General features: G+C 51.8%; 11 protein-coding genes. 6 read left to right on the top strand and 5 right to left on the bottom strand.

Annotation, left to right across the window (positions count from 1 at the left end):
* Positions 1-45 precede the first annotated feature (45 nt).
* From AABA21_RS30000 to AABA21_RS29990, 3 genes are all read left to right on the top strand, one after another.
* A complete protein-coding gene (locus AABA21_RS30000) occupies positions 46-804 on the top strand; it encodes a hypothetical protein (protein ID WP_338255907.1) in 759 nt (252 codons plus the stop codon).
* 146 nt (positions 805-950) lie between these two features.
* Positions 951-2,249, top strand: coding sequence for a glycosyltransferase family 2 protein (locus AABA21_RS29995; protein WP_338255905.1), 1,299 nt, complete (start codon positions 951-953; stop codon positions 2,247-2,249).
* A 27-nt stretch (positions 2,250-2,276) separates the two neighbouring features.
* Entirely contained in the window at positions 2,277-3,587 is a 1,311-nt protein-coding gene (locus tag AABA21_RS29990) for a glycoside hydrolase family 26 protein (RefSeq protein WP_338255904.1), read from the top strand.
* A gap of 122 nt (positions 3,588-3,709) precedes the next feature.
* Here AABA21_RS29990 and AABA21_RS29985 read toward each other — a convergent pair whose 3' ends face one another.
* From AABA21_RS29985 to AABA21_RS29965, 5 genes are all read right to left on the bottom strand, one after another.
* Complete coding sequence (locus AABA21_RS29985; protein WP_338255903.1) at positions 3,710-4,561, bottom strand: heme NO-binding domain-containing protein; 852 nt, start codon at positions 4,559-4,561, stop codon at positions 3,710-3,712.
* 14 nt (positions 4,562-4,575) lie between these two features.
* Entirely contained in the window at positions 4,576-5,772 is a 1,197-nt protein-coding gene (locus tag AABA21_RS29980; RefSeq protein WP_338255902.1) for a nitric oxide synthase oxygenase, read from the bottom strand.
* 202 nt (positions 5,773-5,974) lie between these two features.
* Positions 5,975-6,949, bottom strand: coding sequence for a hypothetical protein (locus tag AABA21_RS29975; RefSeq protein ID WP_338255900.1), 975 nt, complete (start codon positions 6,947-6,949; stop codon positions 5,975-5,977).
* Positions 6,950-7,093: 144 nt separating this feature from the next.
* A complete protein-coding gene (locus tag AABA21_RS29970; protein ID WP_338255898.1) occupies positions 7,094-8,641 on the bottom strand; it encodes a hypothetical protein in 1,548 nt (515 codons plus the stop codon).
* Positions 8,634-9,185, bottom strand: a complete 552-nt coding sequence (locus AABA21_RS29965; protein ID WP_338255897.1) for an RNA polymerase sigma factor — start codon at positions 9,183-9,185, stop codon at positions 8,634-8,636. Before AABA21_RS29965 ends, AABA21_RS29970 begins: the two co-directional genes overlap by 8 nt.
* Positions 9,186-9,865: 680 nt before the next feature.
* Here AABA21_RS29965 and AABA21_RS29960 point away from each other — a divergent pair.
* The 3 genes from AABA21_RS29960 to AABA21_RS29950 all read left to right on the top strand — a co-directional run bounded on the left by AABA21_RS29960 (position 9,866) and on the right by AABA21_RS29950 (position 13,514).
* Positions 9,866-10,123 carry a hypothetical protein gene (locus tag AABA21_RS29960; protein WP_338255896.1) on the top strand — a complete coding sequence of 86 codons (258 nt, stop codon included), beginning with the start codon at positions 9,866-9,868 and terminating at the stop codon, positions 10,121-10,123.
* 120 nt (positions 10,124-10,243) lie between these two features.
* On the top strand, positions 10,244-10,822 hold the full coding sequence (locus AABA21_RS29955; protein ID WP_338255895.1) for a hypothetical protein: 579 nt from the start codon (positions 10,244-10,246) through the stop codon (positions 10,820-10,822).
* 4 nt (positions 10,823-10,826) lie between these two features.
* The gene (locus tag AABA21_RS29950) at positions 10,827-13,514 is read left to right on the top strand and encodes a cysteine peptidase family C39 domain-containing protein (RefSeq protein ID WP_338255894.1); all 2,688 of its coding nucleotides are present in this window, start codon (positions 10,827-10,829) and stop codon (positions 13,512-13,514) included.
* Positions 13,515-13,744: the final 230 nt, after the last annotated feature.

Raw genomic sequence — 13,744 nt, 5'->3', positions numbered from 1 at the left:
GGATAGTAGATAGACGCAATTTTAATCCGCATGGATGTATGCAAAATGAAAAACGAGTCGTGGGATACATCGCATCCTGTTATCAATATAGAAAGTGAAAATTCCCCATTGCCTGGAAATTTTATTCCAGCCCAAAAACCTGGTAATCGGAAAAGACAATTTATCGCTCCTACAGTCGGATTCATGTTCACATCCTCCCCTGAGGTGCCAGTTGTAGAACAAATTGTAACAGTTAAGTCCTCTACCACAGCGCAGGAATGGATGCAGGAAGATCTTTCTGCCGTGTCAACGGAGATTATCCCTGCAATTGAGCCATATATCAGAGATAGCCTAAATACGGAACAGCTCGATGCGCTACAGATGATGGGTGGGTGGCGGGAGGCAGATACGGGAGACGATGATGCAATCATACTAGAGACAGTCTCTATCCGAGCTGTCAAAAAGAAACAGGTGAAAAAGAATGTCAGCGCGGTTTTTAGTAACATCATCGTCCTGTGCATAAGCATTCTTTTGCTTGGATTACTGGCAATTGCCATTATTCTGCTCTCAAATCCGCTGTATAAAGCGGTTGTTTTCCTGGTATCGCTCGTGGTTTTGTCCTACGTTGTAAGCGCGCAGGTCAAGTTTATCTATCGAGCACGTCAGAAGACATTTCTCACGGTCACGCAAATGGTGCGTGTAGTCGGTAAAAAATCCACATTGTCGAAAGACAAAGATATGAAGCACATGACATTGATCAAGCAAGATACAACAGCGTTTCTGCGTGCAATTACGAAAAAGGATTTAAGAGACGATGCTCGCTGATCAATAATCCCATTTTCAGTCTGTTTTTACATTGTCACTACTAACAAGGAATACGATATTCCTGTCAAGAAGGCGCTAATGTTCTATCGCATAAATTCATGAAAAAAATTCTTTTAAGTATCTTTCTATATGCCATTCTGGTATCTATGATCATCGCTACTATACTGATGCCTGGAGACCTGCAGAAGCATCAGCCTTTATTTTTTCGTTATTTTTCTATCTTCATTATTGTGATTGGCGTCATCTGGGTAACGAAATCAGTTTTTTATATGATTCTCGCTCCCTGGTATTCCTATGATGTATGGGCCAAGCGAAGACGCTACTTCGCGCGGCGCAACTACCGGCCGCTGGTATCAGTTATTATTCCAGCATGGAATGAAGAAGTAGGCCTCGTCTCTACATTAAAAACGATCCTTGCCAGTTCCTATCGTCCTCTAGAGATTGTTGTTGTCAATGATGGCTCAACCGATAATTCGGATAGCATTATGCGTGCGTTTATCCAGAGGTATCAGCGAAGTGTTCAGGGCTCACGCAACTACGCGAATGTCATCTATCACTATCAACCTAATGGCGGTAAGGGAACCGCTCTCAATACCGGTATATCCCTCGCCCATGGTGAAATCATTATTACTTTTGATGCGGACTCCGTCGTGCATGAAGAGGCGGTAGAACACTTTGTCTCCTATTTCGCCGATCCCGAAGTCATGGCGGCTGCGGGCAACATTATGATTGGGAACACGAAAACGATACTCGGGTTCATCCAATCAATCGAATATTTCCTGGGCTTTCAGATCAAAAAAGCCGAGTCATTGCTGGGAGTCGTTTTTGTGATTGGTGGTGCCGCCAGCGCGTTTCGCAAAGAGGTGTTTACCCGTCTGGGTGGCTACGATACTGGAACGTTGACAGAAGATCTGGACCTCTCGTTACGGATCCAGGAAGCGGGCATGCGCATCGTTTACGTGCCCGAGGCTATCGTTCATACAGAGGGACCAACCACGCTGGCTGGATTGCGTAAACAACGTTTGCGCTGGAAACGCGGACGCCTGGAGGCTTTCCGTATGCATAGATCCTCATTCTTTAGAACAAAGGGCGCCAACAAGGCCTTTTTCTGGGTCATCTTACCCATGGTTATTTTTGGAGATATCGAAATCGTGCTAGGGTCCATGTATGTCCTGTTGCTCTATCTCTACTCCCTCCTCAATCATGATTTTACGCTCCTCCTTTTGACGATAGTGATTTCCACGATCACTTTTTCGCTGCAATTAAGCGAAGATCGGTATTTTAGAAAACTCTCTAATTTCATACTGGCTCCTCTTTTCTGGTTCTTCTTACACCTGGCAACGTTTGTTGAACTAGATTCGCTTATTAAAGCGCTCTACACCTACTACCGTAAGCATGAAGTCAAATGGCAGAAATGGCAGCGAACTGGAGTAGCGGATTCTTAAAACCTTATTTTTGTAAAGGATTCTCGTATGCAGCGACCACCCGATTCACACAATTCAATACCTCCGCACTCTAATAGCGGCCATGACTCGCCTCCTTTTAAATTGCGCTACCCGAACCAACACATGCCACCTCAGGTGAAAACAGCAATCCCAGGGCGTGCGCAGGTTCAGCCCTACCCAACGCACAACCGCGCGCAGCCAGATGAGAGCGCGAACCTGAACATGGCCCGATCACGCCGGCAGAAGCTTTTCTTCATTTTCGCTTTTTTAATTACCGGTATTGTGGTATTGTCAATTCCATTTTTTGCTCTCCAACAATACATTCAACCTCATATATTCAACGCCACAAATCCTCATCCGGTAACCCAGACCGGAAGTACATCTGACAGCACTTCTGCTCCAAAGCCGATCGGCAAAACCATTCTCCCACCCGCAGGAAAAATTCTGAACGGGGTATCCATGCCAGGCGATATGAATGTTATTCGCAATTATGAAAAGGACAGCGGGAAGAATGTGTCGGTTCTCCTCTCCTATCAAGCCTGGGGCGACCATTCGAATGGTTTCCCAGACGATTGGACCACCCCGGTACGAGAGGATGGAGCTATTCCGATGATTACCTGGGAACCATGGAAGACAGCGCCATTTCCACAGGAAAATAATGAGCCGGACTATGCGCTGAAAAATATCAGTGAGGGCAAGTTTGATGCCTATATCACACAATGGGCTAAAGATGCCAGGGCATGGCGCTACCCATTTTTCTTGCGTTTTGCCCCTGAGATGAACGGAGACTGGACGCCATGGTCAGAAAGCATCAATAGCAATCAGGCTGGTGATTTCGTTAAGGCCTGGAAACATGTACATGACATTTTTACCGCCCATGGCGTAACCAATGCAACCTGGGTGTGGTGCCCTAATATCGAAAATGTCAGCGACAATACCCCTATCTCAGAATACTACCCTGGTGATGCATACGTGGATTGGACGGCTATGGATGGCTTCAATTGGGGAACCACATCACAATACAACGCATGGCTTCCATTCGCTAAAGTGTTTGGCCCAACCTATAACGATATCATGAAAATTACGTCCAAACCAATGATTATCTCAGAGACTGGCACCGTAGAGCGCGGAGGAAACAAGGCAGCCTGGATTACCGATGCCTATTCTGTCGAACTGCCGGATAATTTTCCGAATATAAAAGGAATCGTGTGGTTTAATCAAATCACGCAACAAGATTGGCGCATCGAATCTTCTTCAGCCGCTCAGCAAGCATTCTCTCAAGCAATCAAAGCACCGCACTACGCATCCAACACTTTTAAAGACTATATGGGTGGATAGAACAATGGGAAAAGGGAGGGAAAACGCACGATGAGTGTCGCGTTTTCCCTCCCTTTTTCCCAGCTCTCCCTATAGAGCGTCTTTTGTATGTTTACAGGTTACTCAACACAAAGTGGACACGCTTATATGTCGTAGGTGGGAGCGCGCCAGTAGAGGCGACTGGTCAGGGAGTCGCCCGGCTCGTTGGCGGTATTGGCGGCCAGTCCGGCGTGAGACAGATGCTGCAACGCCTCTAAGAGGCGGCTCGGACGCATATGGCTGGGGGGAAACTGAGACTGCGTTCTTAACAGACTTTGCAGTTGGGCCAGCGTAATGCCGCGTTGCGCGGGCAGCACAGATAGTACCAGATTATCGATCCGCTGCTGCAGCTGGCGTTGCGCCATTTGCTCAGGGGAGAGCTGTGTCTTCGGCTCATTCCTGGTGGGCGAAAAGACAATATCGAAGCGACACACATCGTCGCCTACACGCATGCAGGTCTTCTCCTGAATGCGTACCTTCTGACCATAGCGTTCCGCCGCTCCCTCTATAGCACCCCACAGAACGGGGCATAGCTGACGATCACTATCATAAATAAGTGTCAATGAATTGTTGTGATCATATACGGCCTCATAACCAAAGACGGGAGGCGTCAATCCGTCGGGGACGCGGCGCATCTGGGAGTGCGCATCACGCATCGTCAGTAACAGGTCACGCCCACTATTTACCTGCGTCAGTAAATATGAGCAGCGGGAGCTGGTGAGTCCATTGATCAAAAAGTAACGGCCGTATTCGCGCAAGAGGGTATCAACCGGAAGGTGTGTCAGCTCATGAACCGCTCCGACTCCCGCGAGAAGCATCGCATCGTCATAGACCCTGCTGGCCAGTGGCGCGTTTGCCGGACCCTCCCCAATTTTTGCTCGATACGTGGTGAGCAAAGAAGCACCAAAACGACTGACCAGGTACTTTTCCCAGGTCACAAAGATTAAACCGTGCATATATCACTCCTCTATTAGAGGGCCGGACCGAGAGAGTTTTCCAGCCAGGGATCATTTTGATAAAAGAAGTTAGGCGTCGTCTGGCGGTTTTCGTACGGAGTATGGAAAACGGGCGTCGTCGAGCCCGACATGGGCGGCACAATCCATCCCCAATCCGCGTACAATGAGCGCCCTGCCTGCCGCTCATGCTTTTCGTGATGCATGAATTGCCGACTTGCCGTGTGATGATCGATAATGGTAACGCCAGCTCGCTCAAATGAGTAGAGTACAGCTCGATTCAACTCAACCAGGGCACGATCCTTCCACAACGTTCGATCTGAACGCGTCTGCAATCCCATCGCCTGCGCAATCACTGGTAACAGATTGTAACGTTCCACATCCCCCAGGTTACGGGCCCCGATCTCGGTTCCCATATACCAGCCATTAAATGGAGCAGCCGTGTAAGAGATACCTCCGATCTCTAGTCGCATATTCGAAATAACCGGAAGCGCATGCCACGTGATGCCCAGGTCCTCAAACCAGGAAAACTCTGGATGGCTTAACATGACCTCCAGTACACACTCAGGGGGTATTTCAAATATTTCGGGGGGTTGACCGGGCAACTGGATGACGAGCGGAAGCACATCAAAAGCCCCCCTGCGTGCTCCCTGCCAGCCTAAACGGCGCATCGCCTCCGTCAGATCGGCATGGAGTGGATCACCAATGATAGAGCCATCGGCCTGCCGATAGCCAGCATAGCGAATCAGTTGGGGATTCCAGATACGAATACCCGGCTGGCCGGGGGCCTGGGGGGCAAATACGGTGGCCATCGATCGGATCTTTCCCCCATTGGTGGCAAGTCGGATATGTTCAACCAGAGCGGAAAATATATCTTGCGCAGTTGAGAGATGACGCATGTCGCGCACCTGGAGCGATCGCCAGTGCAACCGACCGATACAGCGCGCATTATTGCGCCAGGCGACCATGGCGCCATACGTAAGCTCATCCTGTGTATGCCAATAGGTACCTGTGCGCTCAAGTTCAATACGCACCGCTTCTACCCTTTGTGCATAGTCGCCGGGAGTTCCACACTCCTGGTGAAACAGGTGCACATAGCGCCGTGCCTCAAGGAGCAGTTCCTCAGGTATTGAGAATGGTAGCGTGACGGCCATATTATGCCGCCACAATATCCCCATTCTCTCATTGAGTTTGAACCGTTGTTGAAATTTCATAATAATTAATTGTCCTCAGGTATACGTTTGCACCTTTCTACTTATTAAAAGTAAAAAAATATCCATTTTTTCTGTACAGTAGCAGATGCCGATCTTTTCATCCGTTTCAAAGTAAGCTCAAGCATTGAAAAGAGGGCTTCTGCTTTTTGTAAGCTTATTATCAATAATACAACGTTATAAAAAGCAAACGAATTTACTGGTACTATGTGGTAAATGGATCATCCGATATGTCATACCAGGCAGTGTTCGGTCTGGCTGCCGATAGTTTTCCAGTCGCTTCCGCATTAGCAGCGCTCACACCCGCGGTATCAGCCTGCTCGCCGGGCATTAACGGTACCGCAGTATTGGCGATGGTGGCACCATCATGGTCTATATCTGCCAGTGGAGGAACAATGGCGGTGGCACCGTTATAGTCTATGCCTGCCAGTGGAGGAACGATAGAGTCCACAGTTGGAGCATCCTGTATGCCATTGTTGCTTATGTCCAGGCCGCTGAAAGAAGGATCGGGCGCAAGGGTGCGCGTCCAGGAGGATCCTCCAATCCCAACTGTAGGTGGTTTGATTTGGATCGGTGGCAAGAGCATGCGACGAAAGATGAGCAGGCCAATGCCAAGGATAGAAAGCAGGATACAGAAAACAAGGGCAATAATCATCAGCATATGTGGGAAGCCGCTCTCCTGCGGCTGAGCAGGCGTGCGATCGTCAGGCTTCTGATGATTGGTGACAGGGACACGTGTGGGAGCGGCGGTAGGTGTTGGCTGCGCTTTCCTGGTCGCAGTCGCAGACGCGGTCGGGCTAACAGGCGCGGTCGCGATTGGCGTTGGCGGAACGTTGGCGGGTGCGGTCGGCCCCACAACCGGTCCGGACGCGGCGGTAGGCGTTGGCTGCGCTGGAGGCACTGGCGGAGCGGAAGTTGGAGCCGGGGTAGGGATCGGCGTTGGTTGAGGCGGTGGAGTTGGGGTAGGCGGGATCGGCGTTGGCGTTGGGCAGGCAAAAAGGATGCCACACGTGCTCTTCGCGTAGGCATGCTGCCCCGGCAGACCGAGATCAAGACCCGCACAGATTACCAGCAAAAAAACGACGATACCGACACGCAGAGAGATCAGGCGCAGCGATGGCTTGCCGTAATAGTGTTTATTAGATAAACGCTCCATCCTATCTTCTAACTGATCTGGCACGTGTATTTGCTTCTTCTCCAAAATGCACCTCTCTCTCATTACAAAAGGATCCATGGGTGGGCGCGCGTGCGCGGAACCTGTGGTCTTTTAAAGACCCGCTCCGCGCACCGCGTTATAACCGATTAGCTGGTCGTACATTCCTCTCTAACTGGTTGGATTAAACGATGCCAGCACATTATTAAATGTCTGCGTATTCGCATCGAACGCATCCAGAGGCGCACTCAACTCCACCCTGTAGGGCGTGTTCTGACTGGTATAGGCAACCTCTACCTTACGCGGGGGCTGCAGGACAGAACCCAGGATGTTAGCGATGCCGATATTCCAGGAGACACCGTGATAGGAGGCTGAATTTGTGCTAAGCAACGTGCCCAACTTTATATCGGAATCCAGTTGCAGCAACTGGTTGGCAGACAATGGACTATTCGCCAGCACGTTGATGGTGATAGACACCGAGCTCGACGCCGCTGGACGTAACTGAACCGTTTCCTGATAGCTTCCGCCACTCGAGACCTGCGTGATAACCCAGTTGGATGGATACTGCAGATTGAAGTACTGGTCACTATATACCTTCAAACCAATGGTAGCGCCAACCGTCGGTGCCGGGATGGCCGGGGTGACCGGGGTAGCCGTGGCGGCTGGTGGCGTGCTGCCGGTGACAGGTGTGGGCGTTGGCGCGCTCGTCGGCGCAGGTGCAGGCGTATTCGCTGGAGTGGCGGTCGCGCGAGCAATCGACGCGGGCTGCGCATCGAAGGATGCGAACATGGCGTCAAACACCGATGTATAGGAGCCGAACTCGTTCGTCAGTGCCCCAAACTCGATTCTATATGGGGTCCCTGAATTAGAGTAGGCTATCTTCAACCTGATAGCCTGATTGTCGTCAGAGGCGGCACGTTCAACCATACCTACGTTCCAGGGCACGTCATGGAACGTAACCGAACTTGTGCCGAGTTGTTTTCCCATCCTCAGATCGGGATCCCTCTGTAACAGTTGCGCGGCAGATGCCGTACTATCCGACAGGACATTGATGTTGACAAACACCGGACTCGTCTTCGAGGGACGCAATTGAACCGTTTGCCGGTAGCCTCCACCGTTGGAAATCTGCGTGATGGTCCAGTTGGATGGATATTGAATTTTAAAGTATTGGCCGTTGTACTCCTTCATGACGGATGTCTGCGGTGTGGACTGGCTCTGCGGCGTACTCGTGGCGGCAGGCACGAAAGGCAATGTCCCGTGGAGAGCGTATGATACCAGCGGCCACGCCAGGATGGCGAGTAAGACGATGGCGGCGACCAGCCCGGTCGCGATGATGCGCCAGTTCCAGCGAGATAACCTGGCTACACGTCTACTAGCTTTAAAAGGGAGTGGACCTGTATGCTTCTGCTTAACGGGCGGCAGTTCATGCAGTGTCTCCGTCGGCGTATCGGGGCTGGCGCCTGGGGGAACGCCATCGCTGGCCTCACGAGCCTCCAGATGGTCGTTAATACGAGCCCAGGCCTGTTCCAGACTGCGCTTCTCAGTATAAATGGTTCGCAGATCATTCACCGCGCGGGCCAGTGGTGTCGCGGCCCCAGGGGCAGGCGGCTGTAACAGATGATGCTCTACCTGCTCATCTACGTTCTCTACGCTAAGCTCTTCGCCCTTCCACCTATTTTTTATATTCTCTACAGTCTGCTTTTCGTCATCCCTATCCATTGATTCGCTCCTTGTTTTGCGTGGTGTACAGGTCTCTTAACAGATTGAGCGAACGTAAAAGCAGTGAACGTATAGCCCCATCGCTCTTATCTAACCTCGATGCAATTTCTTTTGTACGCAGGCCATCTCCAAACCGTAGCTGCAACACCTGCTGCTGCAGTTCGGGGAGTACAGAGAGGTGGGAGCGCAACAGTTCCACATCTTCTCTCTGCACCAGCTCTTTCTCCGGTGTAATCAGATCTGCATCGTAGGGACTATCAAGCATTTCATCCAGGGCTACCGCCGAATATCTGGTGACCTTCCGCTGGTAGTCAGCAACTTTGTTGCGTGCCACACGCTGCAGCCAGGCAAATTGTTCTTCGATCTTCAAATCAGGTAATGTCTGACTCTCCATGGCGGCGAGAAAAACCTCGACCAGTATATCGTCAGCATCTTCATTCGAATATATATATCTGCGAATATATCTCAAAATATCTCGCGCATATTTATCATAAAGCTTTTCAACCAGTGAACGGTCAAAGGCTTGCCGTTGTCGTTGATACATGGTGCTCCTCAAGGATAATTTGGACATCTCATATGGTTATCGGGAGGTTCTATGATAATGTTGCGTACCAGGCCAGAAGACCAACCAAAAGGACTATCCTTCGTCATTCGACGACCAATTTTGGTGCAACAAAAATATCTTATCAGTCACACCATTTACCCAAAAGTCTTTTTTTTCTGTATTGGTCAAAAATTTCGTACTATCAACATCATGTCGATCGCCTTCTCAGGCGGCTGCAGGCTTTTTACAATTCCATCTATTTTTGTTCCGAATATCTTGACCCCAAAGTGCTATATCACGCTCACCCGATAGGTCTATTTTTCCATGACCGAATAAATCGCGTGCAACATTTTTATCCTTTCTGCGATAACCAAATGAGTCTGGAGAAAATGAACTTGAAAAAGTGTGACGCTCCAAGGATAACGGCAAGTCATTTTCTTCCAGGATCTCGCAATTTCAGGAATAGAGTCTTATTCTTGAAATGCTTGCCATTGATGCTACAGATGTTTATGGCATAAAGGGATTTTGCCGGCAAGGGTAGATATTTGTAGCATTAATAGGGCAAGCCTGAATTGAAATATTGGTTTGCCAGCAGTTACTGCGGCCAGCAATCCGGATGATTGCATTGGTTTCGGCAAACATTGTAAGAAGTTGTATGTAGGTCAAAGGAGTATATCTCAATGTTCAAATTTAAGAAAAACGAAGTAGTTACCGAGCAGTATTTGGAAGAGGTCAGCGACGAGCAGCTGAGCCAGGTCGCTGGCGGTAGCCTGCGCACTCCTGTCAACCTGAACAGCGTAGTTGCAACTGTGAAAAACGTTGCTAACCCTGTTACCCAGGTTGTTACAACTGTTACCGGCAACGAGCTGGAGATCAGCCCCAAAACCGATATCAACGGTGCAGACGTTACATCAGTTGTCTCCAACCTGCTTCCATAACTGATGACACCCTTCCTGTTCTAGGCTCAGGAATACCAATGTGGACGAGGCAAAGGTATAACACAAAGCAGCGGTTGTGTTAGACTTTGCCTCGCCTGTTTATGAGGAAATGTTATATCGATGTCAGAACGACCTATATTTCGAAAGGAAGCTGTCGAGCGCTATCAGCAAAGATACGAGCAGGGGGTATTGCTGCGTGTAACGTATCCGCCCGCCTTGATCTTTTTCTGGATCTTCATGCTGGCACTCATTGGTGCCGCTGGCTTTGCCCTCTCGATACAGGTGCCGGTCGTCATCCAGGGTCAGGGAGTAGTTATAGAGCAGAAAACAAGCGAACAAAGCGAGACAACAACGGTCGCCAAACTCTTTATTGCACCAGACCAGCGAACACATCTGCATCCAGGACAGCCCGTGGTTGTCGGTATTGGCTCGCCTCCAATTAATGTCGCCGGCACCGTCGATCATATCGATACAAAGCTCATCAGTCCAGAAGAGGCTCGTAGCCGCTATAAGCTACAGGGGGGACTAGCGCAGGTTATCATGGGACCATCTACCACCGTCACGATCTTTATAGGGTCCTCAAGCTCAGCAAGACTATATGCAGGAAGCCTGTGTAGCGCGCAGATCCAGGTAGGATCACAGAGCGTGTTCTCCTTGATCCCGGGCGCCAATCAGCTACTCGAAAAATTAAAGGGATAGATGTATGAAGGAACAGCAACAGCAGCCGCATTTTTCGCAGAAAGGGCAAGAACACAGCCAGAAGAGACAGGCTCTCCAGGTGCCTCCTCGCCTGTTGCTACCCAGTTTTGCGCAAGAAAACGAGCCCGCTCCGGCATCCAATCCCAACCCTGCCGCAACACCTGCGTCAGATCAAGCGGCCTATATCCCGCCCTCGCATGGACCCCAGTTGCTTTCATTGCCCAGCCACCCGGTACCCGCAATCAAAGCTAAACCATCTCCTCCGGTGGTCGCTCAAGCTCCCCAGATCGAGCACCAGGCGCCGGTGGTCGCTCAAGCTCCCCAGATCGAGCACCAGGCGCCGGCGGTCGCTCCCGCTCCCCAGATCGAGCACCAGGCGCCGGCGGTCGCTCCCGCTCCCCAGATCGAACATCAGACGCCTGAGGCCGTGACTAGTGGTGCACAGGTCAGACAGGAGCCACGGGAGGGTGCCGCGTCCAGCTCTCAGGCCAGGAAAGAACCACCTAAAGCCGCCGCCCCACGCCGCCGCCAGAAGCGCTGGCGCCGCGTTCATGAGTTAAGGCAGATGAGCGCCGTGGAGTGTGGTGCCTGCTGCCTGGCCATGATCTTGAATTACCACGGCAGTTCGGTCAGTGTATCCGATGTGCAGGAGCGTTGCGGCGTGGGTCGTGATGGCCTCTCGGCCCTGACGATCGTTCAGGCGGCCCGCCAGTATGGACTGCGGGTGCGCACCGTTTCGCTGAAAACAAACGATTTTCGCTTCATTACGTTGCCCGCCATCGCCCACTGGGAGTTTAATCACTTCGTGGTCGTTGAGCGCTGCTCGAAAAAATATGTCGATATCGTCGATCCAGCTGCGGGACGCAGAAGGCTCTCGATGGCCGAATTTGAGGAAAGCTTTACCGGCATCTTGATGATGCTTGAGCCGGGGGCGAACTTTGAACGTCAGCATTCGACACGCACCCTGTCACTCTGGACCTATCTACGCTCGCTGCCCAACATGCATGGGATCATTACCCAGATTATTGGCATCTCAATCCTGCTCCAGATTTTCGGATTGGGTACGCCCCTGCTCACCCAGATGGTCATCGACCATATCATTCCTAACCGGTCGGTGAATCTCCTGGTCATGCTGGGCATCAGCATGCTGTTTCTGATTATGATGCAAGGGGTGTTGAAGCTGATGCGCGTCTCCCTGCTGATCTTTCTGCAGACGCGGGTCGACGCGAAGATGATGCTCAATTTCCTTGAGCACCTCCTCAGCTTATCCTACCGCTTCTTCCAGATGCGTTTGAATGGTGATCTGCTGGCACGTACCGAGAGCAACGCGGCCATCCGTGACCTGCTGACGAGTCAACTTATCTCTACCCTGCTTGATGGCTCCTCGGTCATCATCTACCTGATCGTCCTGATCATAGAGTCAAAGCTTTTCGCGGGCGTGACGATAGCAATTGGCGTGCTTCAGGTGGCGCTGCTGCTTACGACAGCGTCTGCGATTCGCCGCCTGACTATGCGCGACCTGATCGCACAGGGCAAAACACAGGGTTATCTGAACGAGGTACTATCCGGTATCGCGACGGTAAAGGCGGCCGGGGCGGAGCAGCGCGCCCTGGCACGCTGGACAAATCTCTTTTTCGATGAGATGAATATCTCGAACCAGCGCAACTATCTGCAGGCCATCGTCGGCATCGCCTTTGAGATTCTGCAGATCCTGTCGCCGCTGTTACTGCTCTGGGTCGGTGCGACACAGGTTATCAATGGCGCGATGTCGGTCGGCTCTATGCTGGCGCTCAGCACGCTGGCGGTCTCGTTCCTGGTGCCGCTCAGTTCTCTGGCCGCCAGCGGGCAAAAGCTGCAGATCGCCAATGCGCACTTCGATCGCCTGGCGGATGTGCTTGGAAGCGAGTCGGAGCAGGACCTGCACCAGGTTCAGCTACCACCAAAGCTGAAGGGCAACCTTGAGCTCAGGAACGTGAGCTTCCAGTACGATCCCAACACCCCCGCGATTTTAAAGGACATTACGCTGCGCATTCAGCCGGGACAGAAAGTGGCCCTGGTCGGCAAGACCGGCTCGGGCAAGAGTACGCTGGGCAAGCTCCTGATTGGCCTGATCACCCCTACCAAAGGCGAGGTGGTTTATGATGGCCTTTCTCTGCAGCAGCTCAACTATCAGGAGGTGCGGCGCCAGTTCGGGGTGGTGCTGCAGGAATCCTTTATCTTCAGTGGTTCGGTGCGTGAAAATATCTCGTTCAATAATCCGGACCTGAATATAAAACAGGTTATGCGGGCCGCCAAAGCGGCGGCCATCCATGAGGATATCGAAAAGATGCCGATGGGGTACGAGACATTGCTATCGGAAGGGGGCAGCGTCTTTTCTGGAGGACAGCGTCAGCGTCTGGCCCTGGCCCGCGCCCTGGCGAACCATCCCGCCCTGATCCTGCTCGACGAGGCGACCAGCGCCCTGGATGTGACGACCGAGCGGGCCGTGGAGCAGAGCCTTAATCGCCTCTCCTGCACCCAGATCGTTATCGCCCACCGGCTCAGCACCATCCGCAACGCGGACGTTATTCTGGTACTGGATGAGGGGCGTATAGTGGAACAAGGGACGCACCAACAACTTCTACAGCGCCGTGGCTTCTATGCGAAACTCATCGCGATACAGATGGAAAATGGGGAGATCGGCGTGGCCTGATCCCCCTTCCATCCCCGACGCCTGGGGCCGCTTCGCGGCAAGCCCGGACAAGCCGGGCACCTACGGGAACGCAGGCGTCTTCATCCTCTCTTTGTATTGATGCCGCAGGGGTGCAAATGTGCCCCTGCGGCATCAATACATAATTACCCACAAAGAGCGTGGATGCTCGGGAACGGGACCGCTTCGCGGTAAGCCGGGTCAAGCCCGGCACCTACGGGAGGGCGACGTTT

This window comes from Dictyobacter halimunensis (assembly GCF_036245075.1).
This window is presented reverse-complemented; position numbering and strand designations above follow the sequence as displayed.

Bases quoted from the DNA above. Each gene is read 5' to 3' on its own strand.
- AABA21_RS30000 (WP_338255907.1), top strand. From the start codon at position 46: ATGAAAAACGAGTCGTGGGATACATCGCATCCTGTTATCAATATAGAA.
- AABA21_RS29995 (WP_338255905.1), top strand. From the start codon at position 951: ATGATCATCGCTACTATACTGATGCCTGGAGACCTGCAGAAGCATCAG.
- AABA21_RS29990 (WP_338255904.1), top strand. From the start codon at position 2,277: ATGCAGCGACCACCCGATTCACACAATTCAATACCTCCGCACTCTAAT.
- AABA21_RS29985 (WP_338255903.1), bottom strand. From the start codon at position 4,561: ATGCACGGTTTAATCTTTGTGACCTGGGAAAAGTACCTGGTCAGTCGT.
- AABA21_RS29980 (WP_338255902.1), bottom strand. From the start codon at position 5,772: ATGAAATTTCAACAACGGTTCAAACTCAATGAGAGAATGGGGATATTG.
- AABA21_RS29970 (WP_338255898.1), bottom strand. From the start codon at position 8,641: ATGGATAGGGATGACGAAAAGCAGACTGTAGAGAATATAAAAAATAGG.
- AABA21_RS29965 (WP_338255897.1), bottom strand. From the start codon at position 9,185: ATGTATCAACGACAACGGCAAGCCTTTGACCGTTCACTGGTTGAAAAG.
- AABA21_RS29960 (WP_338255896.1), top strand. From the start codon at position 9,866: ATGTTCAAATTTAAGAAAAACGAAGTAGTTACCGAGCAGTATTTGGAA.
- AABA21_RS29955 (WP_338255895.1), top strand. From the start codon at position 10,244: ATGTCAGAACGACCTATATTTCGAAAGGAAGCTGTCGAGCGCTATCAG.
- AABA21_RS29950 (WP_338255894.1), top strand. From the start codon at position 10,827: ATGAAGGAACAGCAACAGCAGCCGCATTTTTCGCAGAAAGGGCAAGAA.